At 28.5% G+C, this 26,738-nt stretch carries 35 protein-coding genes and 1 pseudogene; 34 read left to right on the forward strand and 2 right to left on the reverse strand.

The annotated features are described in order from the left end of the window. The first annotated feature begins 1 nt into the window (after position 1). The 33 genes and pseudogenes from NV226_RS00440 to NV226_RS00600 all read left to right on the forward strand — a co-directional run bounded on the left by NV226_RS00440 (position 2) and on the right by NV226_RS00600 (position 20,674). The gene (locus tag NV226_RS00440) at positions 2-694 is read left to right on the forward strand and encodes a hypothetical protein (RefSeq protein WP_258210948.1); all 693 of its coding nucleotides are present in this window, start codon (positions 2-4) and stop codon (positions 692-694) included. Positions 695-806: 112 nt separating this feature from the next. After that, the gene (locus tag NV226_RS00445; RefSeq protein ID WP_258210949.1) at positions 807-1,142 is read left to right on the forward strand and encodes a hypothetical protein; all 336 of its coding nucleotides are present in this window, start codon (positions 807-809) and stop codon (positions 1,140-1,142) included. 419 nt (positions 1,143-1,561) lie between these two features. Then, entirely contained in the window at positions 1,562-2,221 is a 660-nt protein-coding gene (locus tag NV226_RS00450) for a hypothetical protein (RefSeq protein ID WP_258210950.1), read from the forward strand. A 300-nt stretch (positions 2,222-2,521) separates the two neighbouring features. After that, positions 2,522-2,827, forward strand: coding sequence for a 30S ribosomal protein S10 (gene rpsJ / locus NV226_RS00455; protein ID WP_258210951.1), 306 nt, complete (start codon positions 2,522-2,524; stop codon positions 2,825-2,827). Positions 2,828-2,837: 10 nt separating this feature from the next. Then, a pseudogene (gene rplC / locus NV226_RS00460) lies at positions 2,838-3,515 on the forward strand (50S ribosomal protein L3); the annotation flags it as partial. 131 nt (positions 3,516-3,646) lie between these two features. After that, positions 3,647-4,312: a 50S ribosomal protein L4 gene (rplD, locus tag NV226_RS00465; protein WP_258210953.1), complete on the forward strand. Its 666-nt coding sequence runs from the start codon at positions 3,647-3,649 to the stop codon at positions 4,310-4,312. Then, entirely contained in the window at positions 4,312-4,716 is a 405-nt protein-coding gene (gene rplW, locus NV226_RS00470) for a 50S ribosomal protein L23 (RefSeq protein WP_258210954.1), read from the forward strand. Before rplD ends, rplW begins: the two co-directional genes overlap by 1 nt. A gap of 77 nt (positions 4,717-4,793) precedes the next feature. Then, positions 4,794-5,639, forward strand: coding sequence for a 50S ribosomal protein L2 (gene rplB, locus NV226_RS00475; RefSeq protein WP_258210955.1), 846 nt, complete (start codon positions 4,794-4,796; stop codon positions 5,637-5,639). Beyond that, entirely contained in the window at positions 5,639-5,914 is a 276-nt protein-coding gene (gene rpsS / locus NV226_RS00480) for a 30S ribosomal protein S19 (RefSeq protein WP_258210956.1), read from the forward strand. Before rplB ends, rpsS begins: the two co-directional genes overlap by 1 nt. After that, a complete protein-coding gene (gene rplV / locus NV226_RS00485; RefSeq protein ID WP_258210957.1) occupies positions 5,914-6,246 on the forward strand; it encodes a 50S ribosomal protein L22 in 333 nt (110 codons plus the stop codon). Before rpsS ends, rplV begins: the two co-directional genes overlap by 1 nt. 9 nt (positions 6,247-6,255) lie before the next feature. After that, entirely contained in the window at positions 6,256-6,906 is a 651-nt protein-coding gene (gene rpsC, locus NV226_RS00490; protein WP_258210958.1) for a 30S ribosomal protein S3, read from the forward strand. Next, the gene (gene rplP / locus NV226_RS00495) at positions 6,906-7,331 is read left to right on the forward strand and encodes a 50S ribosomal protein L16 (RefSeq protein ID WP_258210959.1); all 426 of its coding nucleotides are present in this window, start codon (positions 6,906-6,908) and stop codon (positions 7,329-7,331) included. Before rpsC ends, rplP begins: the two co-directional genes overlap by 1 nt. Then, positions 7,332-7,550, forward strand: a complete 219-nt coding sequence (rpmC, locus tag NV226_RS00500) for a 50S ribosomal protein L29 (RefSeq protein WP_258210960.1) — start codon at positions 7,332-7,334, stop codon at positions 7,548-7,550. Then, positions 7,550-7,816: a 30S ribosomal protein S17 gene (gene rpsQ, locus NV226_RS00505; protein ID WP_258210961.1), complete on the forward strand. Its 267-nt coding sequence runs from the start codon at positions 7,550-7,552 to the stop codon at positions 7,814-7,816. The genes rpmC and rpsQ overlap by 1 nt, the downstream gene beginning before the upstream one ends. A 3-nt stretch (positions 7,817-7,819) precedes the next feature. Next, positions 7,820-8,188 carry a 50S ribosomal protein L14 gene (rplN, locus tag NV226_RS00510; RefSeq protein ID WP_258210962.1) on the forward strand — a complete coding sequence of 123 codons (369 nt, stop codon included), beginning with the start codon at positions 7,820-7,822 and terminating at the stop codon, positions 8,186-8,188. A gap of 12 nt (positions 8,189-8,200) precedes the next feature. Beyond that, positions 8,201-8,521, forward strand: coding sequence for a 50S ribosomal protein L24 (gene rplX, locus NV226_RS00515; RefSeq protein ID WP_444850927.1), 321 nt, complete (start codon positions 8,201-8,203; stop codon positions 8,519-8,521). Between the two features lie 3 nt (positions 8,522-8,524). Beyond that, positions 8,525-9,073 (forward strand): 50S ribosomal protein L5, encoded by a 549-nt coding sequence (gene rplE / locus NV226_RS00520; protein ID WP_258210963.1) that lies wholly within the window; start codon positions 8,525-8,527, stop codon positions 9,071-9,073. Between the two features lie 9 nt (positions 9,074-9,082). Continuing rightward, positions 9,083-9,268, forward strand: a complete 186-nt coding sequence (locus NV226_RS00525; RefSeq protein ID WP_258210964.1) for a type Z 30S ribosomal protein S14 — start codon at positions 9,083-9,085, stop codon at positions 9,266-9,268. A 9-nt stretch (positions 9,269-9,277) separates the two neighbouring features. Then, complete coding sequence (gene rpsH, locus NV226_RS00530) at positions 9,278-9,670, forward strand: 30S ribosomal protein S8 (RefSeq protein ID WP_373423276.1); 393 nt, start codon at positions 9,278-9,280, stop codon at positions 9,668-9,670. A 9-nt stretch (positions 9,671-9,679) separates the two neighbouring features. Beyond that, a complete protein-coding gene (gene rplF, locus NV226_RS00535) occupies positions 9,680-10,219 on the forward strand; it encodes a 50S ribosomal protein L6 (RefSeq protein ID WP_258210966.1) in 540 nt (179 codons plus the stop codon). Positions 10,220-10,234: 15 nt separating this feature from the next. Next, on the forward strand, positions 10,235-10,588 hold the full coding sequence (gene rplR / locus NV226_RS00540) for a 50S ribosomal protein L18 (protein ID WP_258210967.1): 354 nt from the start codon (positions 10,235-10,237) through the stop codon (positions 10,586-10,588). After that, the gene (rpsE, locus tag NV226_RS00545; RefSeq protein WP_258210968.1) at positions 10,588-11,238 is read left to right on the forward strand and encodes a 30S ribosomal protein S5; all 651 of its coding nucleotides are present in this window, start codon (positions 10,588-10,590) and stop codon (positions 11,236-11,238) included. The genes rplR and rpsE overlap by 1 nt, the downstream gene beginning before the upstream one ends. 17 nt (positions 11,239-11,255) lie before the next feature. Next, on the forward strand, positions 11,256-11,693 hold the full coding sequence (rplO, locus tag NV226_RS00550) for a 50S ribosomal protein L15 (RefSeq protein WP_373423273.1): 438 nt from the start codon (positions 11,256-11,258) through the stop codon (positions 11,691-11,693). 13 nt (positions 11,694-11,706) lie between these two features. Then, positions 11,707-13,125: a preprotein translocase subunit SecY gene (gene secY / locus NV226_RS00555; protein ID WP_258210969.1), complete on the forward strand. Its 1,419-nt coding sequence runs from the start codon at positions 11,707-11,709 to the stop codon at positions 13,123-13,125. Further along, entirely contained in the window at positions 13,119-13,763 is a 645-nt protein-coding gene (locus NV226_RS00560) for an adenylate kinase family protein (protein ID WP_258210970.1), read from the forward strand. Before secY ends, NV226_RS00560 begins: the two co-directional genes overlap by 7 nt. Next, on the forward strand, positions 13,763-14,512 hold the full coding sequence (gene map / locus NV226_RS00565; protein WP_258210971.1) for a type I methionyl aminopeptidase: 750 nt from the start codon (positions 13,763-13,765) through the stop codon (positions 14,510-14,512). Before NV226_RS00560 ends, map begins: the two co-directional genes overlap by 1 nt. 3 nt (positions 14,513-14,515) lie before the next feature. Further along, entirely contained in the window at positions 14,516-14,731 is a 216-nt protein-coding gene (gene infA, locus NV226_RS00570; protein ID WP_258210972.1) for a translation initiation factor IF-1, read from the forward strand. 18 nt (positions 14,732-14,749) lie between these two features. After that, positions 14,750-14,863, forward strand: a complete 114-nt coding sequence (gene rpmJ, locus NV226_RS00575; protein WP_258210973.1) for a 50S ribosomal protein L36 — start codon at positions 14,750-14,752, stop codon at positions 14,861-14,863. Positions 14,864-14,874: 11 nt separating this feature from the next. Beyond that, positions 14,875-15,243: a 30S ribosomal protein S13 gene (gene rpsM / locus NV226_RS00580; RefSeq protein ID WP_258210974.1), complete on the forward strand. Its 369-nt coding sequence runs from the start codon at positions 14,875-14,877 to the stop codon at positions 15,241-15,243. Positions 15,244-15,245: 2 nt separating this feature from the next. Further along, a complete protein-coding gene (gene rpsK / locus NV226_RS00585) occupies positions 15,246-15,632 on the forward strand; it encodes a 30S ribosomal protein S11 (RefSeq protein ID WP_258210975.1) in 387 nt (128 codons plus the stop codon). Between the two features lie 18 nt (positions 15,633-15,650). Beyond that, positions 15,651-16,649 carry a DNA-directed RNA polymerase subunit alpha gene (locus NV226_RS00590; RefSeq protein WP_258210976.1) on the forward strand — a complete coding sequence of 333 codons (999 nt, stop codon included), beginning with the start codon at positions 15,651-15,653 and terminating at the stop codon, positions 16,647-16,649. A gap of 3 nt (positions 16,650-16,652) precedes the next feature. Continuing rightward, positions 16,653-17,015, forward strand: a complete 363-nt coding sequence (gene rplQ, locus NV226_RS00595) for a 50S ribosomal protein L17 (RefSeq protein ID WP_258210977.1) — start codon at positions 16,653-16,655, stop codon at positions 17,013-17,015. A gap of 242 nt (positions 17,016-17,257) precedes the next feature. Beyond that, positions 17,258-20,674: a lipoprotein 17-related variable surface protein gene (locus NV226_RS00600; protein WP_258210978.1), complete on the forward strand. Its 3,417-nt coding sequence runs from the start codon at positions 17,258-17,260 to the stop codon at positions 20,672-20,674. Between the two features lie 66 nt (positions 20,675-20,740). On the opposite strand, the gene NV226_RS00605 is transcribed toward NV226_RS00600, so the two are convergent. Next, on the reverse strand, positions 20,741-21,526 hold the full coding sequence (locus NV226_RS00605) for a type III pantothenate kinase (RefSeq protein ID WP_258210979.1): 786 nt from the start codon (positions 21,524-21,526) through the stop codon (positions 20,741-20,743). Between the two features lie 6 nt (positions 21,527-21,532). Continuing rightward, positions 21,533-22,279, reverse strand: a complete 747-nt coding sequence (locus NV226_RS00610; protein ID WP_258210980.1) for a hypothetical protein — start codon at positions 22,277-22,279, stop codon at positions 21,533-21,535. Between the two features lie 73 nt (positions 22,280-22,352). Between NV226_RS00610 and NV226_RS00615 the strand changes: the two genes are divergently transcribed. Further along, positions 22,353-26,651 (forward strand): PolC-type DNA polymerase III, encoded by a 4,299-nt coding sequence (locus NV226_RS00615; RefSeq protein ID WP_258210981.1) that lies wholly within the window; start codon positions 22,353-22,355, stop codon positions 26,649-26,651. Positions 26,652-26,738 lie beyond the last annotated feature (87 nt).

Here is a 26,738-nt window from a genome sequence, read left to right on the forward strand (position 1 = left end):
TATGAATAAAAAGCAAAAATTTAAAAAATATCCAATAATAAATTGAATTATATTTTCACCAATTTTAATCATAGCATCTGTTTTACTATTTTTACCATTTCATGACTTTAGAAATTTTTATTATTTACTTTTAATTTATCATTTTAATATTTTTCTTATAGTAATATCTAGTTTTTTACTATTAGTTAATGCTTTTGCTTTAAATTATGAACTTGGAAAATTTAATTTAAATAGATTACAAAAGTCATTAATAATTATTTTTCCTCTTTTATTGATAATAAAAAGACCAGAAAAAATTAATCTTTCAGAAGATAGTGAATTTCAAAATGATAAAAATATTGATGTTGATATTCTAAAAAAAGAAATTATTAATACTCACATTCAAAAAAATAATTGAATTTTGTCTTGATTTTTATATCCATGATTTTTTGCTGCATTAGTAACAACTATTTTTGCCATGATGGAAATTACAACCGGTGTATTAGATAATGACTATAAGGGAGCAATGTTTGCGATATCTCTCTCATGACAATTTTTCAATGGTGTTTCACTTCTAATATCTTTCGTTTTTATAGTAATGTTTTTCATAAAAAATTTAGCTAATCAGTGAACCCGAAAATATCCTTGATATCAAAGAATTTTTATTCTTATATTTCCATTCTTAGTTTACCCATTACTTTATGTTAAAAAATAAAAATGATCTTTAAAAATTCTTAAAGATCATTTTTATTTTTTAAATAATATTTTTTGGAAAATCAATTTCGAAATATTATAATTTATTACAAAAATTATAATAAAGGAATTTAATGAAATCAATTTTTCAAAATAAAAAAGCAAAGTTATCAAAACTATTAAAACATTTTATTTTGCATTTATTAATTAATTATTTACTATTGGGTTTTTGATTTAGCACATGATTGGGAATAAAATTGTATTTATCATCCAGCGATATTATTGTAGAAAATTATGCTAATTTAGTTTTATTTTATTTAGCTTATGCTTGTTTCCCAATTTTAATTGCTTATTTAAAAGTAAAATATAATTTCTATGGCTTTATTTATAATATTTTAATTATTTGATTAATTTGATTATTTATTATTTTTTATGTTCCTTTAGCAGTAATTTATTCAATCAGAATCTAAATATGCAATTTTGCATATTTTTTAAATGGAATCTAATTAAATGTTTTATTATATAAACTATGATAGATTAGTGGTTAATATTGAGTCTATTCAAAAAACAAATAAAGCAACAAATAATAAAAAATTAGAACTTTTAATTTTAAATAAGTTGATATGATTTGTTTCTTAGTTGGAAGTATCTAAACGAGAACTAATTTAAGATGAATCTTTCTTGAAATTCTTTATAAACAAGTTTTGTAATGATAGTAATCTCTTACTAATTAATGATAATAAATTGATAGCTTTAATAGCTAGATTTTTCAAGTTATTTATTTTAATGCATTAAATTAATTTGTTATTCAGTTATAATATTTTTAGTTTTTATATTTTGATACAAAAATTAAAAAAAAGAATAAAAAGGAAAATTTATGGGAAAAATAATGATAAAAAAATTTAATAAAAATTATCCAATAGTTATTTGATCTATATCAGCATTACTTTTAATAGTTAGTTCTTTTTTATTATTTTTTTCTTTTTATTCATGACCTAATAATCTAATTATAGGTTATTTATTCTATGTATGAATAATTGTCTTGACATCGTTTTTATTGATGGTCAATATTTTTGCATTACATTCAGAACTTAAATCCTTTGATATAACTAAAAGTAAAAAAATCCTTTTATTTTTTTTACCGCCTTTATTAAAAAAAGAAAAACTGCAATTGAAAGATAATAATTTATTAGATAAAAAACTAACATGAAAAGAAGTAAAAAGTCAAAGTATGAAAAAAAATAATTGAATTATTTCTTGAATTATTTATCCTTGATTTTTTGCATCATTAATTTCTAGCATTACTGGTACATTAATGATGTTATCAATTAACATCAAAGATTTTTATGGATCATTGATGTTATCATTTACTATTATTTGATCAATGTTAAACGGATTTTTCTTGTTTCTTTTAATCATTATGATGATTTTATTTTTTGTAAAAAATTGAGCTAATCAAGTAAATGAAAAATACCCTTTAAGTAAAAAAAATCTTGCAATACTATTTCCATTTGCAGTTTATCCATCATTATATAAATGAAAAGAGTAATTTAAAGTTTGATAAAGAACATTTGATTTTTTTATTCTTATATTTATTTATTAATTAGAAACTTACTGAATCAGAATTCATTAAAAATATGCAATTTTGCATATTTTTTTAATATAAAAATTAAATTTAGAGTATTTATAATAAAAAAATATTTGTTATTTTTTTAAATGTAGTATAATTCAAAAGCATTTTATTACATAGACTATGATACATTAGGTTGCGACACTCCGAGATTAGTTGTTAACGGTATGTCGGTTATTAATGTTGAGTCTGTTCAAAAGATGAACAAAGGAGACAACAATGAAAAAATTAGAGATAAAAATTAGAGCTTTTGATTTTAAATTAGTTGATGAAGCTGCTCTAAAAATTCTTTTAGTAATAAGAGAGAGTGGTTTAAAAGTAAGTGGGCCAGTTCCTCTACCAACTAAAAGAGAAATTTTTACAATTTTAAGATCAGTTCATGTTAATAAAAAATCACGTGAACAATTTGAAAGTAGAACACACAAAAGATTAATAGTGGTTCACAAACCAACAGATGCATTAGTAGATAAAATTAAGCGTACAGATTTACCAAGTGGTGTTGAAATTTCTGTAGCAGTGAAATAGAAAGGGAAATATGAAAGGAATCTTAGGAAAAAAGATTGGGATGACTCAAGTTTATTCTGATCACGGAATTATTATTCCAGTAACTGTAATTGAAGTTCAACCAAATGTTGTAACTCAAGTTTTAACTAAAGAAAAAAACGGTTACGTAGCTACCCAATTAGGTCTTGAAGATTTAAGAAAATCAAGACAATCAAAACCAAGAATCGGTCACTTCAATAAATCAAATACAGTACCTAAGCGCTTCGTTAAAGAAATTAGAGAAATGCAAGGTTATGAATTAGGTCAAACAGTTGACTCATCAATTTTTTCTGCTGGAGAATTAGTTGATGTTACTGGAACATCTAAAGGTAAAGGTTTTGCGGGAACAATTAAAAGACATAACCAAGCAATTGGACCTAAATCACATGGTGGAGGTGGTGGGTCTAAAGCACTTAGACAAACTGGTTCACTTGGAGATATTTCAGGTAATAAAGTTGTTAAAGGTATGACAATGCCTGGGCAAATGGGAAATGTACAAAAAACAGTACAAAACTTAGAAGTTATTAGAGTTGATTTAAAAAATAACTTACTTTTAGTTAAGGGATCAGTACCTGGAGCTAATAAATCATTTTTAGTTATTAAAGAATCAGTTAAAGGTCTTCCAACTAAAGAATCAGTTACACTAGTTAACATTGCTGAAGAAATAGAAAAAAATCATTTATTAGAAAAATCTAAAAAATTACATTTAGATTTAAGCTCAGATATGAGTTTAGCAGAAATGCAAAAATTAGTTTCAGAAGCAGAAACTAAATTAGAAGAAGCAAAGGATGGTAAATAGTTATGGCTAAAGATTTGCAATCAGTAGCAATTGAAAAAACACCAGTTGCAACTTCAAAAAATGTAGCTAAAGTAAAATTTAAACCTACAACTAAATTACCAGAAGCAGTATTTGGATTAGAACAAGTTTCATCACAAGCTATATTTGATGCAATTATCGCAGAAAGAGCTTCAAGAAGACAAGGAACTCATAAAGTTAAAACTAGAGGTGAAGTTAGCGGTACAGGGAAAAAACCTTGAGCACAAAAAGGAACAGGTAAAGCTAGAACAGCTTCACTTAGAACACCAGTATTTGTCGGTGGAGGACGGGCATTTGGACCTACTGTAGAACGTAACTATACAATTAAAATTAATAAAAAAGTACGTAGACTAGCACTATTTTCAGCTTTAACAGAACTTGCAAAAGCAGAAGCTATTTTAGTAAAAGAAATTAAAGTTTCTAAAATTTCTACAAAAGAGCTTGTGTCTCAATTACAAGAAGAACAAATAGCAAGTTTAAGACATGTTTTATTAGTAACTTCTGATGAAAATACATTTAAATCAGCAAAAAACTTAAAAAATGTTATTACTACAAAAGTTAATTCACTTTCAGTTGAAGATTTAGTACTTGCAGATGTATTAGTAATTAGTGAGTCAGATATTAAAGTACTTGAAGGGTTGGTGAAATAATGAATGTTAATCAAGTTATTAAGCGCCCAATTCTAACAGAAAAAACTTATGAACAAATGCCTTTAGGTGTTTATACATTTGCCGTTGACAAAAAAACTAATAAAGTTGAAGTTAAAAAAGCTGTGGAATTTATTTTTGATGTAAAAGTTGAATCTGTAAACATTTTTAATGTTGCAAAAAAACCTAAGAAATTAGGAAGATTCCAAGGATTCACAACCTCATATAAAAAAGCAATTGTTAAATTAGCAGAAGGTCATTCAATTCAATTATTTGAAGATGAAACAATCGAAACTAATGAAGAAAAGGCTACACCAAAAGCAGTTGAAGAGAAAAAACCTTCAGCAGCAGAAGAAAAAGCAGCAGCTAAAATTGCTGAAAAACTAGCAAAAGCAGAAGAAAAATAATTTTAAACAAAGCGGTATATACATTGCTTAGAAGATAAAGCCGCAAATATTTTTAAGCAAGAAAGGAAAAGAGCCAAATGGCAATTAAAAAGTTTAAGCCAACCACTAACGGTCGTCGTAATATGTCTTCACTTGACTATGGACACAATTTAAGTGGTCATAGTCCAGAAAAATCACTATTAAAACTTTTACCTAAAAAATCAGGTCGTAATAATCAAGGTAAAATTACAACTCGTCACCAAGGTGGAAGAAACAAAAGATTTTATAGAATTATCGATTTCAAAAGAAATAAAGATAATATTCCTGCTTTTGTTAAATCAATTGAGTATGATCCAAACAGATCAGCTAACATCTCTTTATTAAATTATCTAGATGGAGAAAAACGTTACATTTTAGCTCCTAAAGGATTACAAGTAGGACAACAAGTTATTTCAGGGGAAAAAGTTGATATTTTAGTAGGTAATGCCTTACCACTAGAAAATATCCCTGAAGGTACAGTTGTTCACAACATTGAAATGCAACCATTAGGTGGCGGAATTATTGCACGTTCAGCTGGTTCATCAGCACAAATATTAGGTAAAGATGAAAACGGAAAATATGTAATTTTAAAACTAAAATCAGGTGAAGTGAGAAGAGTATTAGCACGTTGTAAAGCAACAATTGGTGTTGTAGGTAATGAAGAACATTCACTTGTTAATATTGGTAAAGCTGGTAGAAACCGTAAATTGGGTATTCGTCCAACAGTTCGTGGTTCTGTAATGAACCCTGTAGATCACCCACATGGAGGTGGAGAAGGTAAACAACCTATCGGACGTAAAGCTCCTTTAACTCCTTGAGGTAAAAAAGCTCTTGGTGTTAAAACAAGAGATACTAAAAAATCTTCAAATAAATTTATTATCAGAAGAAGAAAGGCAGCTAAATAATGGCAAGATCATTGAAAAAAGGTCCATTCGCTGATGCGTCTTTATTAAAAAAAGTTGCAGTAATGAATGAACAAAAAGTTAAAAAACCAATTAAAACTTGATCAAGAAGATCTACCATTTTTCCTGAATTTGTTGGGCTAACATTCCAGGTACACAACGGAAAAATTTTTAATGATGTATTTGTTACAGATGACATGGTGGGACACAAACTAGGAGAATTTTCACTAACTAGAACATATACTGGCCACGGAGCTGAAAAAGGGAAGAAGAAATAATGGAAGCTAAAGCGCACGTTAAATTACAAAGAGTATCTGCTCAAAAAGCTCGTTTAGTAGCTGACTTATTCCGTGGAAAATCAACTCAACAAGCTATCGGTATCTTACAAAACACTAACAAAAAATCATCAAAAATTTTCTTAAAATTATTAAATTCAGCTATTGCTAATGCTGTTAACAATCACGGTATGAACGGAGAAGTATTGTACGTTTCAGAAGTCCTTGTTAACGAAGGACCAACATTAAAAAGATTTCAACCTCGTTCAAAAGGTCGAGCATACTCAATTTTAAAAAGAACATCACACTTTTCAGTGACATTAAAAGAAAGATAGGAGCATTTCATGGGACAAAAAGTTAATCCAAATGGATTTAGATTCGGAATTACAAAAAAACATCAAACAACATGATTTGCAACTAAAGCAAATTTTGCAACATTTTTATTAGAAGATGTAAAAATTAGAGAGTATCTTGAAAAATTTGTACGTGAGCACTTAATTGGTAAAGTTGAAATTCAACGTGATCAAAAAAATCGTGTAACAGTTTCCATCCACACAGCAAAACCTGGAGCAGTATTAGGTCAAGGTGGAGAAAATGTTAAAAAGTTAACAACTAACATCCAAAAATTTGTAAAAAATAAAAACTTAGATTTAAAAATTGATATTGTAAATATTGAACATCCAGAATTAAATGCTCGTCTAGTGGCAGAAAGTATTGCTATTAAATTAGAAAACCGTGGAGCATTTAGAATTGCTCAAAAATTTGCAATCCGTAATGCTTTAAAAGCCGGAGCAAAAGGAATTAAAACTCAAGTTTCAGGACGTCTAAATGGTGTTGACATGGCTCGTACAGAAGGATATACTGAAGGAGAAATGAAATTACATACCTTAAGACAAAATATTGATTTTGCTTATGCAACAGCGAGAACAACATATGGAGCTTTAGGAATTAAAGTTTGAATTTCTTTAGGAGAAGTTAAAGAAGGTGGTAAATAATGCTACAACCTAAAAGAACAAAATACAGAAGAAATTTTAGAATTCCCCATGATTCAGGAAAAGCTTTTAAAGGAAATAAAGTATCATTTGGAGAATTTGGATTACAAGCGAGAACTTCAGCTTGAATTACAGCTAGACAAATTGAATCTGCACGGATTGCAATCACTAGAAGAATGGGACGTGAAGGACAAGTATTCATTAGAATTTTCCCGCATTTATCACTAACTTCTAAACCTATTGGAGTTCGTATGGGTTCTGGTAAAGGTACACCTGATAAATGAGTAGCAGTAGCTAAAGTTAATACAATGCTTTTTGAAGTTTCAGGTGTTAAAGAAGAAATTGCAAGAGATGCACTAAGATTAGGTGGACACAAATTACCTGTTAAAGTAAAAATTGTGCAGCCAGGGGAAGAAGGTGTTTTATAGATGCTTTTCAAAAATTTAAAAGAAAAATCACTTCCAGAGTTAGCTAAATTAGTTGAAGAATATAAAGCAGAATTATTTACTTTAAGATTTAAAAATACTACTGGACAACAAGATAAAACCCACAAAATTAACGCAGTTAAAAAAGATATTGCCAAAGCATTAACAGCAATCAAACAAAAATCATTAGAATCTCAAACTAAAGTGGAAGGTGAAAAATAATGGAAAGATTAAATAAAAGAAAAACATTAACAGGAGTTGTGGTTTCAGATAAAAACGAAAAAACAATTATTGTTGAAGTTGCTACATATTTAAAACACCCACTTTATGGTAAAAGATTTAAAAGAACTAAAAGATTTGCTTCTCATGATGAACAAAAAATTGCCAAATTAGGTGATATTGTTAAAATCTCAGAAACTCGACCTTTTTCAAGAACAAAACGTTTTCGTTTAGTTGAAATTAAAGAAACTGCAAAGGCAGGTAATTAAAATATGGTTCAAGAACAGTCAAGATTAGTTGTTGCAGATAACTCAGGAGCAAAAGAAGTTGGTCTTATTCGTAATCTAGGTGGTTCAGTTAAGAAAACTTCAAACATTGGTGATGTTATTGTTTGTTCAGTAAAAAAAGCTCTTCCTAATGGAATGGTAAAAGAAGGACAAGTTGTTAAAGCAGTTATTGTTCGTACTTCATGCGGTGTAAAAAGAAAAAATGGTACACATATTCGTTTTGATGACAATGCTGTGGTAATTATTAAAGAAGATGGTTCACCTAGAGGAACACGGGTATTTGGTCCTGTAGCACGTGAAATCAGAGAAAAAGGGTATTTAAAAATTGTTTCACTTGCCCCTGAAGTATTGTAGAAAGGAATAATGATGAAATTAAAAATTAATGATGAAGTAATTGTTATTGCCGGATCACACAAAGGTAAAATTGGAAAAATTTTAAAAGTATACCCCAAAACACAAAAAGTTACCGTAAAAGATGTTAATGTGGTAACTAAACATGTTAAACCAAACCAACAAAAAACTGAGGGAAGTATTGAATCTTTTGAGGCTCCTATTCATGCTTCTAATGTCGCTATTTTAGTAAAAAAAGCAACTAAAGATAAACCTGCAGAATATTCAAAAATAAAAACCGAAGTTAAAGATGGCAAAAAAATTCGTATTGCTAAAAAAACAGGAAAGGCTATTTAAAAGATGAATTCATTAAAATCAAAATATGAAATAGAAGTGAAACAAGCTTTAACAAATGAATTTAAATATTCATCTGTAATGGAACTTCCCAAAATCGAAAAAATTGTTATCAATATGACTGTTGGTAAAGAAGTAAATAATGATAAAGCTGTAGAAGAAGTAGTTAATGAATTAAAAGTTATTACCGGTCAAAAACCATTCATAACTAAAGCTAAAAAATCTTTAGCTTCATGAAAATTGCGTGAAGGAATGGATATGGGTGGAAAAGTAACATTAAGAAAAGAAAAAATGTGAGATTTCTTAAATAAATTGATTAATGTTGCAATTCCTCGTATTAGAGATTTCCGTGGTGTTAACCCTAAAGCTTTTGATGGTAAAGGAAATTACTCATTAGGAGTTAAAGAACAAATTATTTTTCCTGAAATTAAATTTGAAAACATCCGTCGTATTAAAGGATTGGATGTTATTATTGTCACAACAGCTAAAACAGATGCTGAAGCTAAATTTTTATTAGAAAAACTAGGAATGCCTTTCGCTAAGGTAGAAAAATAAGGATAATATATGGCAAAAAAATCACTTAAAGTAAAAGCAGCAAAACATCCAAAATTTGCAGTACGTGCATATACAAGATGTCAAATTTGTGGTCGTCCACATGCTGTTATGCGTAAATTCGAAGTTTGTCGTATTTGCTTCAGAAATTTAGCGCACAAAGGACAAATTCCAGGAATTAAGAAAGCGAGTTGATAATATATGGCAATGATTACAGACCCAATCGCTGACATGATTGTAAGACTGAAAAATGCTTCATCTAGAAAGCATAAAACAGTTTCAATCCCTTACTCAGGTAAAAAAGTAAAAATTCTAGATATCATTAAAGAAGAAGGATACATTTTCGGTTACGAAGTTCAAGGTGAAGGAACTAAAAAAAGTATTATTGTTAACTTAAAATACAAAGGTACAGTAAGTGCTATTACTGGAATGAAAAAAATTTCTAAACCAGGATTAAAAGTTTATTCATCAGCTAAAGATTTACCGGTTGTACTTTCAGGTTTTGGAACTGCCATTGTTTCAACATCAAAAGGTTTTTTAACAGATAAACAAGCTAGAAAGGAAAAACTAGGCGGTGAAGTAATCGCTTACGTTTGATAGGAGGAAACTATGTCTAGAGTCGGAAATAGAGTCCTATCAATTCCTGCTGGAACCGAAGTTTTAATTAACGGTACATTAGTAGAAGTTAAAGGTAAATTAGGTTCTCTTTCAAGAGAATTTTCCCCATTAATTGCAATTAAAGTAGAAGATGGAAAATTATCTACTTTTAGAGCAAATGAAGAAAAACATACAAAACAATTACATGGAACAACTAATTCATTACTTTCAGGAATGATTAAAGGTGTTTCAGAAGGATTTGTTCAAGAAATGGAAGTAAAAGGTGTTGGTTATAAAGCAACACTAATGGGTGATAAAATTGAAATCCTAGCTGGATATTCACATCCACATTACTTAGTAATTCCTGCTGGAATTCAAGTGGAAGTTCCAAAACCTACACAAATTATTGTAAAGGGAATTGATAAACAAGTTGTTGGTCAATTTGCAGCTATCATCCGTGAAGTAAGAAAACCAAACCCTTACTCAGGAAAAGGAATTATGTATAAAAATGAAGTGATAAGATTAAAAGAAGGGAAAACTGCTTCTAAGTAGTTAGTGGTTAAGTAAATGGCTAAATTATCAAGAAACCAAGCAAGAATTAAAAAACATAATCGGATTAAAGCTAAACTTGGAAAAGGTACCGCACAAAGACCTCGACTTTCAGTTTATAAATCACTTTCAAATTTTTATGCACAATTAATCGATGATACTACAGGTAGAACTTTAGCATCGGTATCAACATTACCAAAAGAAGAATTTGGTGGAAATGTTGCAGCAAGTGAAAAACTAGGTACGGAAATGGGTCAAAAAATTAAATCACTTAATATTTCAGAAATTATTTTTGACCGTTCAGGTTACATTTATCATGGCAGAGTGAAAGCTTTTGCAGAAGCTGTAAGAAAAGAAGGGGTTAAATTCTAATGGAAAAAGATTCACAAAATCAAATTAAACAATCAACCACAACAGTAGTTAGCCCTAAACCTAATACAGAAGCTAAAGCACCAGCTGCTAATGCTGAACGTAAACCTTGAGTAAATAAAAGACCTAATAGCAATGGTCCAAGAAGACAATTCAACCGTAATCAACAACAAAGTGAATATCAAGAAAAAGTTATTGATATTGCTAGAGTTACTACAGTTGTCAAAGGTGGAAGAAGATTTAGTTTTTCTGCTTTTGTAGTGGTAGGTAATAAAAAAGGTAAAGTTGGATTTGGACACGGGAAAGCAAACGAAGTGCAAGATGCCATTAAAAAAGCTATAAAAGATGCACAAAACAAAGTTATTACTGTGCCAATTATTAAAAAATCAACTGTACCTCATGAAATTACAGAAAAATTTTTAGCATCAAAAGTGTTATTAAAACCAGCTCCTAAAGGAAAAGGAATTATTGCTTCTGGAACAGTTCGTGCTGTTGTCGAATTAGCAGGATACACTGATATTTATACAAAAACTTACGGTTCAAGAACAAAAGCTAACATTGTTTATGCAACAATTAATGCTCTAAAAAAATTAAGAACTGCAGAAGAAATCGCAAAACTTAGAGATATTGAACTAAGTAAACTTGTGGATTAGAATAAGGGAGATTAAATATGGAATTACATAATTTAAAACCTACCTTAGGTTCAAAAAAGGAAAAACACCGTAAAGGTCGTGGTCACGCTGCTGGTAAAGGTAAACAAGCTGGTAAAGGGCAATCAGGACAAAAAAAACGTGGTGAAGTTAGATTAGGATTTGAGGGTGGACAAAACCCCTGATTCAGACGTCTACCAAAAAGAGGTTTTAATAACATCAATACAGTTCAATACCAAGTTATTTCATTAACCAGTTTAGAAAATGGTTATAATGATGGTGATGAAGTTACACTGGAATCATTATGAGCTAAAAAAATTGCTCGTAATAAAAATTTACCGGTAAAGCTTTTAGCTAATGGTAAATTAACTAAAAAATTAACTGTCAAAGTTAATGCTGCTTCTACAACTGCAACTTCTGCTGTTGAAGCTGCCGGAGGAAAAGTAGAGGTTCTATAAAATGTTAAAACTCTTGAAAAAAATATTAATTAACATTGTATTTTCTTTTTCAAAAGTTTTTTTCTTTTTTCATAACAAAATTGAAAGATTTTTCAGAGAAAAAGTATTAACTAAAAAAGTTATTTATACTTTATTGTTACTAAGTGTTTTTGTAGTTGCAACTACAATAACTATTCCCAACATAAAAATTAATGCAACATCATCAGCATCTAGTTCAACTTTTTTTGAAATTTTAAACATTGTTGGTGGTGGAGGAATTGTTAACTTTTCAATTGTTGCCTTAGGTATCTCGCCGTTCATTACAGCATCATTAATCATGATGATTGCACAAACTAAAATTTTTCCCCCAATTCATCGCTTGAGTCAATCAGGTCCTTTAGGAAGAAGAAAAATTAATATAATTACCCGAATTTTAACGGTAATTATTTCTACAGTACAAGCAATTGTGCTTGTAAGAACATTGGTCGGTGATGAATATGCTTTTGTTACAATGGTCGATAATTCTTTAGTGCATCGTTGATTTATTATCCCTATCTTACTAATTTCTGGTTCACTGTTTTCAATGTTTTTAGGGGAACAGATTACCAATAATGGAGTCGGAAATGGGACATCATTAATTATTTTTACAGGAATAGTAACACAATTACCTGCTCGTTTTAGAGCTGCATATGAATTTTTAGTAGGAAGTTCCATTGATGCTTCAATTGTTTCAGGAGTAATCTATTTTGCAACTTACTTATTAATTTTTTTAGCTTTATTATTTGTTGTAGCTTACATCTATCTAGCAGAACGGCACATTCCCATCCAACAAACTGGAGCTGGACTTGCTAAAAATGAAAAAGATATTTCATATTTACCAATCAAAATTAATCCAGCCGGAGTAATGCCGTTGATTTTTTCATTAATTGTTGTTTCCACACCAGTAATGATTGCTTCGCTATTTGATGTATATACATCAACAACAAGATTTTGAATTGAAAACAATCTTTTACCATCTCAACCAATTGGCTTAGGAATTTTTATTGTTATTAATTTCCTTTTTTCAATTATTATGGGACTACAACAATCGCGAGTAGATAAAATTAGTGAAGATTTTGGTAAAAGTTCGACATTTATTCCTGGTATTCGTCCTGGTGAACAAACTGAAGATTATTTAATTTCAGTAGTCTTACGTTTATCTTTTTTCTCTGCTATTTATTTAACATTAATTGGTGCTTCGGAACATGTTCAACAAATGTTGGGAATGCCACGAGCAATCACATTCGGTGGAACTTCTATCATTATTTTAGTATCTACTGCATTAGAAACATTAGGACAAATAAATGCTAGAAGAAAATCAAATGAATTAGCATTGAAAAAAAATCGTACTTCAAGAGCAATTTTGAAAAATACTTTAAATCGCAAGCAACATGATGGTGATATTTTATGATAATAAAAAATATAATTTTTTTAGGAGCTCCAGGAGCTGGAAAAGGTTCAGTTGCTTCTTATATTGCTGCAAATTATGATTTCAGCCATATTTCAACAGGTGATATTTTTCGCGAGCAAATTAAAAATAAAACACCATTAGGTTTAGAATTACAACAAATTGTTGAATCAGGACTATATGTTCCAGATTCAATTACCAATCAAATTGTGGCTGACAAATTACATGATTTATCTAAAAAACAACAAAATTTTATTTTAGATGGATATCCAAGAACGATTGCTCAAGCACAATTTTTAGATGAAACTAAAATACCTATCCCATTTGTGGTTTTACTTGATGTACCTCAAGATGTAATTGTAGCTCGTCTTTCTCAAAGACGTTTCTGCCCCACATGTAATTCGACTTATCATTTAGTTTATAAACCTTCTAAAAGGAATGAATTATGTGAATTAGATGATACAAAACTAATTCAACGAAAAGATGATCAGCCTGAAGCAATCATCCAACGTTTGGAAGTTTATGAAAAACAAACAAAACCTTTAATTGATTATTATCAAGCACAAGGTAAATTAAAAATATTTAATGGTGATCAAACAATTGAAGCAACAGCAGCACAAATTATTGCTGAGGTAATAAATTAATGATTTCTATTAAAAATGCAATGGAAATTGCAAAAATCACTAAATCATGCGAAATCCTGGCGCAAGTAAAAGAAGTGATTTATGATTTAATCAAACCAGGTATTTCTTTAAAAGAATTGGATACAATCGCTTTTAAAGAAATAAAAAAAAGAGGCGGAGAACCAGCTTTCTTAGGATACTACGGTTTTCCGGCAACAATTTGTGCCTCTTTAAATGAAGAATTGATCCATGGAATACCTGATAATCGCACTTTACAAGAAGGTGATATTATATCTATTGATATGGGTGTGATTTATGAAGGTTATTACTCCGATTCTGCCTTTACTAAAGGTGTAGGTAAAATTTCACAAACAGATCAAAAATTAATTGATGTAGCTAAAAATGCTTTTTATGCTGGATTAAATGCTATTAAGCCCGGTGCTAGAATCGGTGATATTGAGCATGCAATCGGGCAGTACATTAAAAATCAAGGTCTATATACTACCTACGATTTTGCTGGCCACGGTATTGGTCGCAAATTACATGAAGATCCAACAATCTTCAATGATGGAATAAAAGGCAAAGGAGCACTTTTAAGAGATGGGATGGTAATTTGTATCGAGCCCATGATTTTACAAGATAGTAGTAAAACTTTTATTAAAAAAGACGGTTGAACTGTTGTGGCTTCATCTCGTAAAAATGCTTCACATTATGAACATACAATTTTAATCAAAGATGGGTATCCAATTGTACTCACAGGAGGTATTTAATTAGTGGCAAAAGATGCAATTAAAGCAGTTGGCAAAGTTACCAAAGCTCATACAGCCGATCAATATGAAGTTGAGCTTGAAAATGGCATTAAAATCTTAGCTCATGTTTCTGGAAAAATGAAAGTGCACCATATCAAAATTATTCCCGGTGACACTGTCGACTTAGAAATGTCAGCCTATGATTTAACTAAAGGTCGAATCGTTTATCGACACAAATAGAAATAAATAAGGAGTAACATGAAAGTTAGAGCATCAGTTAAAAAAATGTGTAAAAACTGCAAAATTATTAAACGTCACGACATTATTAGAGTAATTTGTGTTTTACCAAAGCACAAACAAAGACAAGGTTAGGAGAAAAATAAATGGCTAGAATTTTAAACGTTGAAGTTCCTTCAAATAAACGTGTTGTTATTTCTTTAACATATATCTACGGAATTGGTAGATCACTATCACAAGAAATCTTAGCAAAAGCAAATATTGATGAAAATACTCGTGTAAAAGATTTAACAGAAGAGCAATTAACTAAGATTAGAGATATTGCTAAAAATTACATAACAGAAGGTGATTTACGTCGTGAAGTTTCACTAAATATTAAACGTTTAATGGAAATTAAGACATATCGTGGAATCAGACACAGAAAAGGATTACCTGTTCGTGGTCAAGTAACACAGAAAAATGCCCGTACAAGAAAAGGTCCAAGAAAAACAGTGGCTGGAAAGAAAGGTAAATAATCATGGCTAGAAAAGCAAAAAGAAAAAATATTACTAGCGGTGTTGCCCACATTCATTCAACTCATCAAAACACCATTATTTCTTTTGCAGATGAACAAGGGAATGTCTTTGCATGATCATCTGCAGGAGCAATTGGTTACAAAGGAACAAAGAAAAAAACACCTTATGCAGCTGGTTTAGCAGCTGCTGCAGCTTCAGAAGCAGCTAAAGAACACGGATTAAAAGAAGTACGTGTAGAATTAAAAGGTTTAGGGCCTGGTAAAGATGCTGCCAAAAAACAAATTGAAGTTTCCGGAATTACTGTTAAAGAAGTAAAAGATGTAACTCCAATTCCCCATAACGGAACACGTCCACCAAAGAAAGTATTAAAAAGAGCGACAAAAAGATAAATGAAAGTGGTGTAAACTATGAAAAAAATGGCAAGAATTACTTATAAAGAAAATAAAGCGAAAAAAAATTCTGAATTTAGCACAACCTTAGAAGTTCAACCATTAGAAAAAGGTTTTGCTAATACTTTAGGTAATGCGCTAAGAAGAACCTTGCTTTCTTCAGTAACTTCTGTTGCACCATTTGCTGTTAAAATCAGTAATGTACAACATGAATTTTCAACTATTCCTAATGTAGTTGAGGATGTAGTTACCTTAATTTCAAATATTAAAGAAGTAAAATATCTATATGATGAAAATGTTTTTCCAGATGAAGCAATTTTAAAATGTTGATTTAAATCAAATGAAACAGGTCAAATTACAGCTAGAGATATGACTTGTGATGCTGGAATTAAAATGATCAATCAAGATCAAGAAATTGCTACAGTGCAAGCTAAAAATGCTTTAGAATTTGAAGTATTTTTAATTTCTGGTAAAGGTTATATTGACTTTGAAGACAACAAATCTTTTATTAATGAAGTTCAAACAAAATTAGATTCTAAAATTAAACAAGGTGCATTTATTGCTGTTGATTCTGATTTCTCACCTATTAAAAATGTAAATTATCGTTCTTCAGAATTAAATTCTTCTGCGGCAATTGTTCAAGAAAAATTAGAATTAAATATTGAAACAGACGGTACAATGACAGCGCCGGAAGCACTTGCACAAGCTGCAAAAATTTTAATGGCACATTTAGGAAAAATCGCCAATATTGAAAACTTAGATGAAAATGAAGTATTTGAGCAAGAAAAACAAAAAGAAGGTGTTCCAAAAGTTTATTCTGCTGATATTACAACACTTGATTTATCAATTCGTTCATTAAATGCTTTAAGAAGAGCTAAATATAGAAAAATTTCTGATTTACAACAATTAACTATTGAAGAATTGGAAAATATTAAAAACTTAGGTAAAAAATCAGTTCAAGAAATTGTTGATAAATTAGAAGAACAAGGTATTAAATTAAATAAAGGAGATGAGTAATTTATGGCAAATCCAACGCAATTATTCCGTCGTAATACTACTTGAAAAAAGCATGTAATCCGTTCACTAGCAACTGATGTTATTGTTTTTGGCAGAATTACTACAACTGAAGTACGTGCTAAAGAAATTAGACGTCATGTAGATAAACTAATTACAAAAGCAAAAAAAGATACATTAGCTTCAAGAAGAGCAGCTGTTGCTTTCTTAAGACCGATAACAACAAAAGAAGGTGTTCCAGCTTTAAAACATTTATTTGAAACAATTGGTCCTAAATATAAAGATCGCAAAGGTGGATACACAAGAATTATTAAACTAGCACCACGTCAAGGTGACAATAGTAAAATGGCTATTTTAGAATTAGTTTAATTTACTAATTTTTAAATTTAAATCGCTAAAATAGGTAAAAAATCACAGCTAAATGTTGTGTTTTTTTATTTTACATTTATAATTTAAATAAAAATTACCATTACTAATTCATGTTATTTTTTAAAATAACAGTTTCTTTAAGTATTAAAAGCACTCAAAAAAATTATTATAAAGTATAATTTTTGTCAATTATTATTAATCGATTTTTATCACAGCAGTCACAACTAAAACGGGAGTAGTTTATGAAGAATTTCTGAAAAAGAATTAGTTTTTGATTTTTTGGATTATTTACTCTAATAACAAGTTTTACATTAGTTGGTTTAGCAACTAATGGTCATTTTACTACTGCAAAAACAGTTCAAGTAGATAATAAAAATCTTTTAGAAGCTACAAATATTCGAAATGATACAGCAGCAGCAAAAGAAATAACTCAATTTCAATCTAGTCCAAATATTAATACTATCATCACAGAATCAGGACCTATCTTGTATGATAAAAATAAAATTTATGCTGTTGACTGATTTGGTGAAAAAAAATGAGAAGTTGATGTTTATCAATTTTTAGTTAAACGAGGATTAAGAAGAAATGGTAACAATACCATTTTAAATTCCAATGCACATGCTTCTAGAGTTCAAATTTATTTAAATTTAGATCAAGCATGAAATAACTGAATTTATCATGAACCTACAAAAAGAATTTATATTTTAACGACTGTTAGTGATATGAATACTAGAAATAAAAATAATAAAAGAAATTATCAATACATTTTTCCTATTAATGCTTTAACAGGAGAATTACCAGCTGATGGTGATGATAGTCAAATTAAAAGATTAGATGGATCATTTTCTCTTTCTAACTCATTAGCATATGCCGGAGGACAATATTATCAAATTTCTACTTTAGGTAATGGTAATATTGTTATCTTTTATACAAGATCAGCCGGGGTTGCCAATGGTGGTACTTCAGGTTATATTTTTAACCCTTTTACTAATGAATTAAGAAACGTTTCCATTTTAGTTAACAACGTTAGAGCTGGAGCAGCAGCTTTTCCTGACTTGCACGGATGAGAGTTAAGAATTTTAAATATTATTCCTGTAAGTAAAACACTTAACTTTGTTTTACTAGTACGTGGTGGAGGAACGGGCAACAACTATTATGGAGATAATTCTGGATTAGGGGCCATTTTTGTTATGCCCGCCGATGAAAATTTAAAGGTAATTAATGCAGCACGTGATAGATTTCAAAAAAATGCAAGTAGACAAGCTTTAATTAAATATTGAGTTCCACCAAATAAAAATTTTGAAACAGGAAATGTTGCCAATAGACAAGATTATGGATATAATTCTTCATTCTTCGTTAACCCTATTACCCGTGTTTTACAATTTTCAATTTATAACAAAATATTCTTTGTTAAAGAAAATCCTGGTGGACGTAATGGTGGATTTACTTATACATCTGTAGATTTACCGGTTGTAAATAATGATAATAACAATAATTTACGGGTATATCAAAATGAAGGTATTTTATATAGTGGATATTTTGATCTTTTAGGTGACTACTATTTCAATATGGCAACATGAAGAAATAATCAATGAATAGTTCAACCTAAAATTTATCGTTTAAGAAGTACTGATGGTAATCCTTCAATTATTGAATTTTTAGATTTACGTAATTCTGGAATTGATGATATTAATAAAGAAATTGAACATTTCAAGATTTTCCCTACACCTAATCAAGTAGGAAAAATTATGATTAAAAATACCAAAACCGGAATTGCTGCCGCTATTGTTACTGATCCTAATAATCCAAATGTTGGAAAATTACTAGGAACATTAAACGGATCAAGTAATTTCTTAGTAAGACCTGGATTTCATATTTCTAATAGTTCTAACTTGTTATTACCTTCAGAATTAGCAAATTCTAACTTTCTTCCAAATGGACAAAATGACATTATTAATAAAATTGAAGTAACTCAAATTGATGATAAAAGCGGAACAATTACAGTAAAAGCTAGCATTTCTTACTTACCATGATTTGAAGATGGAACTTCTTCAAATTATCAATTTTTAGAAGAAGAAAATAAATTTTCTAACCTTAAAAAAATTCAAGATATTTCTGGATGGACCGATAGGTTATCCAACAACTTAACTAATTTATATATTGAATTTTTTGATGAAGCTAAAGCAGAAGCAATTAATTTATTTAAACTAAATGCTGTACTTAATAATATTCTAACGCCTAATAAATACAAAATTATTAATAAAAATATTGATACTGGTGAAGTAACATTAGAATATTCAATTCAATATCATAATAATACTTCTATTTTAGGGCCATTACAAAGTTTTAATGCTGGCCAAAAAACTTACAAAATGATGGGTAAAAAAGACCTAAAACCAGAAATCCACTTAATAGGTGGATCAAATATCATTAAAGATAAACATGTTGATATTACTAGAAATATAAACATTGATCAATATAGTAATTTACAATTATTTAAAACCAATGGCCTATTACCTTCAAACATTGCAAACAATGGATCTAGTTTTTTAACTAACTTTTTAGATATGGATAAATTATTAGGTTACCAACTAACAGATTTAAAATTCTCAATGGAACCTAATGATTCTACCGGAAGTTTGACTGTAGAAATTACAATCCCAGCAAGTATGAATAGAGTGCTAAATCAGGGAACTACAGATAGTAAAATTAAATCTACTTATACAGGATTTAGCAAAACTAATGAATATAGTTTCAACTTTAATCAGTTTGAAAAAGTTGAAACTACCTTAGTAAACAGCATTTTAAATGTAAAAGATTTAAAAGATGAAAATTTAAAAACAAAATATACAAATTTCTTACCATCAGAAGTAAATTGACAAGAAATCTTTTATGATTTATTCGAATTAAAAGGTTTTGAATTTGATGCGTTTGAAATCAAATTTAGTGCAGATGATTTTACCGGAAACTTAGTTTTAGAAATTAAACTAAAACCTGAATATGTACGATTTAATAAAAATACACCATTTGAAGCAGCCTTTAATAATTTAAAAATTCTTATAGGTGGATTTAACAAAATTAATGAAATCCAATCTGTTAGCAATCAAGTGATCTTTAAAGATGAAAATGATCCAGCTGTTGCCCAATTACAAACAAAATTAGCTTATCAAATTACTGCACAAGATGCCTTAAGTTTAATTGAATTTACACCAAATGAAAATATTAGTGAAATTACTACTAAAAATATTATTCTTTTTCCTAATAATAAAGCAAGATCATTAACAATTGTTGTTGATCTAAGTATGGATAAGGAAAATTTTAATAATAAAGGACCTTCAGAAGTAAGATTACAAAATTCATACATTAAAACTTATACAAATTTTGGTAGTTTCCAACGAGACGGTTTAGAAATCCAATTATTGAGTGATCAACAGCTACCAGCTTTTGTTGATCGTAGTGCTATTACAGCAGATTACATTTTTAGTAATTTAAAAACTTTTATACCTATTTTAAATGGTTATAAAATTACAAGTAGAGATCAAATTGAAATCAATCAAATTGCTTTTAGTCGTAAATTATTTGTAACTTACAACTTTGAAAATCAAAAAGATTTATCAAACTTTGCAATTAAAAAATTCTCAGTAGTTTATAACTACTAATAAAATAAAAATCACTAATACTATAAAGATTAGTGATTTTTTATTAACTAAAAAATAAACTGTTATTTAATTAAAAGTTTTGGATCAAATTTCTAAGCCACTAATTACCATTTCTGGTTCAAAATCAAAACTATAATGTAACATTTCTGTTATCTTTTTACTCAAGAAAGAAAAATCTCCACCAGTAAAAACTACTTGTTCTATTTGATATTGTTCTTTTAAAAGTTTTATATAACCTTTAATAGCCATCACTTTAGAATTAATAATTCCAGCACTAATAGCATTTTTAGTATCAAGTCCTAAAAGATCTGCTTCATAATTTAATCAAAGGGCATTAATTTTTTCATCATTTCAAAGACTGTTAAAAAAAGTGGTAATTGATTTATTAAATCCTACATCAATTGCAACACCTTCAATTTTTTGTTTGTATAACACAAAATAAACAATGGCAGTTCCCAAAGATACTATTAAAGTTTTTTTCTGAGGATAAAAACTATTAGCCGCAATAGCATTTGCAATTATATCAGACCCTATTTCATGTTTTTTTTCTGAATCTGCTTGATAATTTTCAATTTTTATTAAATTTTGTTTTTCAAAAGATAAATAAAAAATCTCAGCTTGAAATTTTTGTTCTAAAAAATTTATAACACTATTTTTCATTTTTTCATTAACAGAAGAAACGAAAACCTTTATAGATTCTTTTTCATCTACTTTTAAATTTTCAAAAAAATGTTCTTTTTGTTTTTCATCTAGTTCTAAAAAAAGCGAGTTATTTTCTTTGAGAAAAATATTTTTATCTTTATTTTTAATTTTTAAAAACGAATTTCCAATATCAATATATATAGTAGTCATAAAAAATTATTGTGCTACCTTACTTTTTTTAAAATTGTATTTGATGTTTTGATAGTATCAAATCGAAATTTCTGTTAAAAGAATTAGTGCACCAGCTCCTTGTGCTACAATAATAATTCAAGTTATATATTTTGGTAATCCAATAATAATAGGATCATAGTGAATTCCTAAGACAAAATTAAAGAATCATGCTGTGTTAAAAATTAATCCGTTTATTAAAACATAAACTGAAATTGTATACATCTTTTTAGAACGAATTACGCTAATAATTTGAAATAAAAATGCTACATTATTTAGAAAAATAGATAGTAGCAATGATGGAGCTAAAATAAAAATCGATCCTTCTGATTCAAAATAAATATCATTTATTCAAAAAGTTATGGCTATAGTAATCAAAAGAAATAATCAGCTTAAAATACCAACCCCAAATAATTGAATTTCTCTTTTATTTCTTTTTTGATAAATCTTGTAAAGAAAAATAGTTGTACCAGCTAAAGTAAAACTAATCAAGTTAGCTACCACAATGTAATCTACTTTATTTTTTAATAAAATGGAATAAAGTAAACCCAAACTAGCACTTACTACAAAAAAATAATATGGTTTATGTTCTTTTTCTGTTGTTTGATATTTAGTGTTTGTATCTTTTTTGTAAAGTGTAAATAACAGCGAAATAATTTGTGGTAAAGCTTGAATAATTAGAAATACTACTCCTGTTCAAGATAGTATTTTAATAAAAATTAATATACTCGACATGCCTTATAATTATAAATTAAAAACTTATTAAAAATATTTTTTAATAAGTTAATTAAAGTTTATAATCTAGACCATGACGAATAGTTTTTTAAAATTTTGTAAATACATCGATTTTATTCCCCCCACAAATTGAGAACAAAATCAAATTTTAGATGTCAAAAAAGATATCAATGGTAATTTTTTTGTCATTGTTGCTTTTTATGTAATGCCAGAAATCAAAGATTTTGAAAAGTTTTTAGAAAGCGCACAAATTTCAGACAAAAATTTTATAATTGAATGAAGATTTCAAAATCAATTTTGTGAATATGATTTACTTTTACAATATTTCAATTATTTAATGAAAAAAGATCAAATAATTGATCTTGAATTTACACGTAAAATGGTTGAAATTCAATTAAATGAGGATAATGTTTACTGTTTCTTCTTTCATAATAAAAATTTATGGGAAGAAATTAGCGATAAACTTGAAGCAATTTTTCTTTCATTCAAAAATTTTGGTTTAGATAAAATTAAAGTTGATTTTAAATTTAATTTTGCAAAATATCAAAAAATAGAAAATAAGCAAAAAGAAAAAGAAAGAAAAATTGAGAAACAACAAGAAATTTTTGAATTTCATCAAAAAAATAACAACAAAAATTTAATAAGTGATTTTGGTTATAGTAATAAAAAAGTTTTTGTACCTTTAAGTATTAATAAATGTTTTAAATCTTTTGAAAAAATGGTATCAATTGAAGGCGAAATTTTTAAGAAAGATATTATTCAAACCAAATCTGGAATGTGAATTTTTATTTTTTCCATTTCTGATTTTTCCAATGCAATCACAGTAAAGCTTTTCTGTAAAAAAGAAGAAAGAAAAGCTCAAATAAATGAATTTAAAACTGGTGATTCCATTTTAGTAAATGGTGAACTAAATTATGATGAATACCTTAAAGAAAAAACGGTAGTTGCAAATAGTATCTCAAAAATTGAATCTATTCAAAAAGCAAGAGAAGATAATGCAACTCACAAAAGGTTAGAATTATCAGTTCGAACCAAAATGTCAGCAATGGATGGAATTACAACTCCAGAGGATTATTTAAAAGTTGCAGAACAAATGGGACATAAGGCATTAGCAATTGTTGACACTAATTCAGTACAATCATTTCCTGAGTTTTTTCATTTAAGTAAAAAAAGTTCTGTAAAACCAATTTATGGTGCTTCTTTTTCTATTTTAGAAAAAGAAAATAATGTAATTTTAAATTATCAAAATTTTAAATTAGAAGATCAAAAGTATGTTATTTTCGATTTAGAAACTACAGGTCTTTCTGCTCGTTTTAATGAAATTATTGAATTTGGTGCTGCAGTAATTATTGGTGGAAAAGTTGTGCATCAACATCAATTTTTTATCAAACCTCAACAGCCCATACCAGCAGATATTACTGATATTACTCATATTACAAATGAAATGGTTGCAAACGCTATAGATCAAGCAACAGGAATTAAAAAAATTGTTGAAATTTTAAAAGATTCTGTCATTATTGCTCACAATGCCAAATTTGATCTTTCTTTTATTGAAGAAAAAATGGCTGAATTTAATTTAGAAAAAACTAAATTTATTACAATTGATACACTAAATTTAGCACGTATTTTATTACCATCAATGAAAAAATTTACCTTAAAAGATGTTGCAAAGCATTATTCAATAAATTATGATTCTGAAGTGGCTCACCGCGCTGATTATGATGCCAATATTTTAGCTCATGTGTGACTTGCAATTTTAAGAGATTTAAAAATCAAAAATATTTTTGATGCAGAGCAATTGAAGAATTTACAAGAAAAAAATTTTTACAAGAAACAGTATCCCTATGAAATTACTGTACTTGCTAAAAACCAAGCTGGTCTAAAAGAATTATTCAAATTAATTTCTTTAGCTTCTACAGAAAATTTACAAGATGAACCTCGATTATTTTTCGAAGATTTACCAAAGAGTGAAAATTTATTATATGGTTCATCTACTTTAAACTCAAGGTTAATTGATCATTTATTTTATGGTACAAAGGAAAAACTTTATCACGAAATAAGTCAATATGACTATATTGAAATTCCCCCTCTACAAGATTTTTTACACATGTTTAATCGCGGTTTAAATAAAACAGAAATAGAAAAAGCTTTAAAAGATTTAATTTTAGAAGCTAAAAAACAGCAGAAATTAGTTGTAGCAGTTTCTGATGCTAGATATATCAATGCTGAAGAGAAATTTTTGCATGAAATTTATATTTCATCAAAAGGACTAGGAGGAGTAAATCATTATCTTTATAAATACAATGAAACAAATCCCGTATATCCTACACAAAATTATTTAACTACAGATGAAATGAAAGCACAATTTTCCTTTTTAATAGATCCAGATTTGATAGATGAAATTGTTGTAGATAATCCAAATAAAATTGCTGATGCAATTGATGACAACATCATTGTTATTAAAGAAGGATTATTTCCACCTGTTTTTGATAATTCAAAAGAAAATTTAGAAAAATTAGTTTGAGATAATGCTAAAAAAATGTATGGAGATCCTTTACCAGAAATTGTCCATGCTAGACTGGAACGTGAGTTAGAGCCAATTTTAAAATATGGTTTTGATGTTGTTTATTGGTTATCTTATAAATTGGTTGCAAAATCTTTATCAGATGGTTATATTGTAGGATCTCGTGGTTCTGTGGGTTCTTCTTTAGTGGCAACTGTAGCTGGTATTACTGAGGTTAATCCACTGGTTCCACATTATATTTGTAAGCAGTGTTATTTCAGTGAATTTTTCATCAACAGTGAATATTCTTCAGGTTTTGATCTACCTGATAAAAATTGTCCCAAATGTGACATTATCATGGATAAAGATGGTCAAACAATTCCCTTTGAAGCTTTCTTAGGTTTAGAAGCTGATAAGGTACCTGATATTGATTTGAATTTTTCAGGAGATTATCAAGCAAAAGTACATGATGAAATTCGAAATTTATTTGGTGAAAACCACACTTTCCGTTCTGGTACAATCAGTACCAATGCAGAAAAAACTGCCTTTGGTTATGTAAAAAAATATGAGGAAATGACAGGAAAAGAATTTTCAAATTCTTTTTTGAATTTCCTATCAACAAAACTTTCAAAAGTTAAAAGAACATCAGGACAACACCCTGGTGGAATTATTGTAGTGCCAAAAGAATATGACATTGAAGACTTTACTCCGGTCAATTTTCCAGCAAATGATGCATCTTCTTCATGAAAAACTACTCACTTTGATTACAAAGCAATCCATGACAATTTATTAAAACTAGATATTTTAGGCCATGTTAATCCCACAGCTATTAAAATGTTAGAAGATTTAACAGGAGTTAAAGTTGATCAAATACCAAAAAGTGATGAAAAAATAATTTCTTTATTTTCTTCACTTGATGCCTTAGGAATTAAACCTGAAGATGTTTCAGGAGAAACTACAGCAGCTCAGGGGATTCCTGAATTTGGTACTTCTTTTGTGCGGCAAATGTTGAAAAGCGCAAAAGTTACATCTTTTGCTGATTTAGTATCAATTTCTGGACTTTCACATGGTGAAAATGTTTGAAAAAATAATGCTGAAGATTTAATTACTAAAGAAAACAAACAATTCAAAGATATTGTTTCTTGTCGTGATGATATTATGGAATATTTAGTTCGAAAAGGATTTGATAAAAGATTTTCTTTTGATATTATGGAACAAGTAAGAAAAGGAAAATCAATCAGTAAAGAACAAGAAACAATGTTGCAAGAAAAAGCTGTACCCCAATGATATATTGATTCAATGAAAAAAATCAAATATATGTTCCCTAAAGCTCATGCTGTTGCCTATGTTATCATGGCTTGAAGAATTGGTTTTTATAAGATATATTATCCTTTAGCATATTATGCAACTTATTTTTCAACACGTTCAGATGTTTTTGATATTGAAACTTTAATTGCTGGTAAACAAGCAATTTCTGAAAAACTAAAAGATTTTACTAGTCGTAAATTTAAAAAAGACTCATTGTTAAAACTTTCTACTAAAGAAGAGAATTTAATTCCAGTTTTTGCAATCGCCGAAGAAATGTATGCTCGTGGTTTCAAAATTGAAAATATTCAAATTGGAAAGTCCAAAGTCAAAGAGTGAATTATTAACTACGAAAATAATTCACTTATCCCTCCTTATATTACATTAGATGGTTTAGGGGAAACACAAGCCCAATCAATTGTTGATGCTTTAAAAGAAGGTGACTTTCTTTCAATTGAAGATTTTGTGAGACGGACAACTATTAATCAAACATTAATTTCTAAAATGCGTGAATTAAATATTTTTTCTGAACTTGATGAAACAAATCAAATGACATTATTCTAATTTTGGTGTATAATATTAAAAAAATTAAAACTTAATCCGAGAAAGTTGCAATTTGCAACTTTTTCTATATTTATTGTAATTTTAAAG

Source organism: Mycoplasma iguanae (assembly GCF_024722375.1).
Lineage (GTDB): Bacteria > Bacillota_I > Bacilli_A > Mycoplasmatales > Metamycoplasmataceae > Mycoplasma_M > Mycoplasma_M iguanae.